The organism is Blautia sp. aa_0143, assembly GCF_004167315.1.
GTDB lineage: Bacteria > Bacillota > Clostridia > Lachnospirales > Lachnospiraceae > Blautia_A > Blautia_A fusiformis.
Genome location: NZ_RCXU01000078.1, coordinates 1 through 1,549 on the forward strand (window position 1 = coordinate 1; position 1,549 = coordinate 1,549).

Consider the following 1,549-nt stretch of genomic DNA (forward strand, 5'->3'; position numbering starts at 1 on the left):
TCCATGTTTTCTTCCAGCGTCAATTCATTCTGCATGGCAATATCAAAGGAATAGGCAAGCTGTGCTTTTGGATGTTTCTCGCAGCTCTCCACAGCATTCCAGAGGGTCGCCCGGTCAAGATATATTTCCGGCGCATGGGGCGGCAGCATGATTTCCGAAGCGATCACGCCGCCCTTTTTGGTGTAGTCGCTGACTTCTCCATAGTAGCTGCTGTAAAGACGCTCCCCGGCTCGATAGGCTGCGCTGGCAATGGCGCTCTGACCGGCGCTGCGCTTGATCTGTGCGATTGAAAAATGATAAAGTGCTATCCTTAGTCACCGCCTTTCTCCTGCCCGGAAATACGGGCGTGGTTCTCTGTGGCAGACCGGATGAAATGCTCCGCCTGCGGCAGATTCAAAATGCTTTCCATGAGGGAATAAAATTCCGCTTCGGATAGCTCCTTTGTCTGTGGTGCAATGCTCTCAACGGCTGCCCCACGGGTAATCAGCCGGTGCGTCCTCTGTTTCCGGGAACCGCTTTCCAGATACGCCTGCCGGTTTTTCAAACGCTGCATTTTCCGTTTTTCCTGTTCCAGCAGGACAGTGGTTTTTTCATATTCCTGCTTCAACTGTTCCAAAGATTTTTCCATGTTCTCACATCCTTTGCTGATAAGATAAAGAAAGACCATCCGCAGACAGTCCGTGTGTCAGTGCTTCTATAAAACCCGATGAAAAGGGAAAACCGCAGAGCGGATTTCTCTTTGCGGCGGGTACACAGGGGATAGCCGCTTTAGCGGCGCAAGGGGGTGTAGCCACCTTGTCGGAGCGAAGCGAACGCAGACCTCGGATTGCTGATTTTATCAGCGGCAGAGGTAAGCTCCGCAGGACGCACGATACATGGTCTTTAGACTATGTATAGAAGTGCGCCCTTAGTTCCTAAGGGATTTTGCCGTTTCCGGCAGTCTTGTCCTTTTTCTTGGAACGCTTGGAAAGATACTTCGGGCAGTCAACCACAACCGCCCGGAAGCTCTGTTTACATTCGTGCTGGCATTTCCGGCACAGTTCGTTGTAAGTGATACGGCTGCGGTCATTTAAGAAGAAAGACCATTCCAACCGCCGCTTGTTACTCATTCTTGCCATAACCGGCTCCTTTCTCCGTTTCTATCTGATGTACGCAGATAGGCTGTTTTGATGTAGCGTCTCGGTATCATTTTTAAGTTTTTTTCCCTCTGTATGCCCCTTTGGAAAGTGCGGCAGTATTGCAAGTCAGGGAATGATACCTCACGCTTATTTGTCGCTTCCCGGTACGGTTTCGGAGCCTTTTGCCATCCATTCAAAGAAAGCAATTTTGCTGACCTTGATAAGTCTGCCCCTGCGGAACGCTGGAAAGCCGGGTGTGTGTACCAGCTCATAGGCGCTCGCTCTTGAAATTCCCATAATCCGCTGAATGTCCGCCACATCCAGAACCAGCGGTAAATCCTCGTAGCTGTTCAATCTCTTTTTATCGTTCATTCTGTTCCTCCCATAAATCAAATAGGTTAAAATGCTTCCTGTTGCCGTTCTCCCCAAAA

General features: G+C 50.0%; 4 protein-coding genes. All 4 read right to left on the bottom strand.

Annotated elements, in window-relative coordinates:
• A partial coding sequence (locus EAI83_RS17035) for a MobA/MobL family protein (protein WP_182428486.1) occupies nt 1-308 on the bottom strand: 308 nt, incomplete at its 3' end.
• Between the two features lie 2 nt (nt 309-310).
• Nucleotides 311-628: a DUF3847 domain-containing protein gene (locus EAI83_RS17040; protein ID WP_181968266.1), complete on the bottom strand. Its 318-nt coding sequence runs from the start codon at nt 626-628 to the stop codon at nt 311-313.
• Between the two features lie 286 nt (nt 629-914).
• The gene (locus tag EAI83_RS17045) at nt 915-1,118 is read right to left on the bottom strand and encodes a hypothetical protein (protein ID WP_004614949.1); all 204 of its coding nucleotides are present in this window, start codon (nt 1,116-1,118) and stop codon (nt 915-917) included.
• Between the two features lie 147 nt (nt 1,119-1,265).
• A complete protein-coding gene (locus EAI83_RS17050) occupies nt 1,266-1,490 on the bottom strand; it encodes a helix-turn-helix domain-containing protein (protein WP_005362423.1) in 225 nt (74 codons plus the stop codon).
• Nucleotides 1,491-1,549 lie beyond the last annotated feature (59 nt).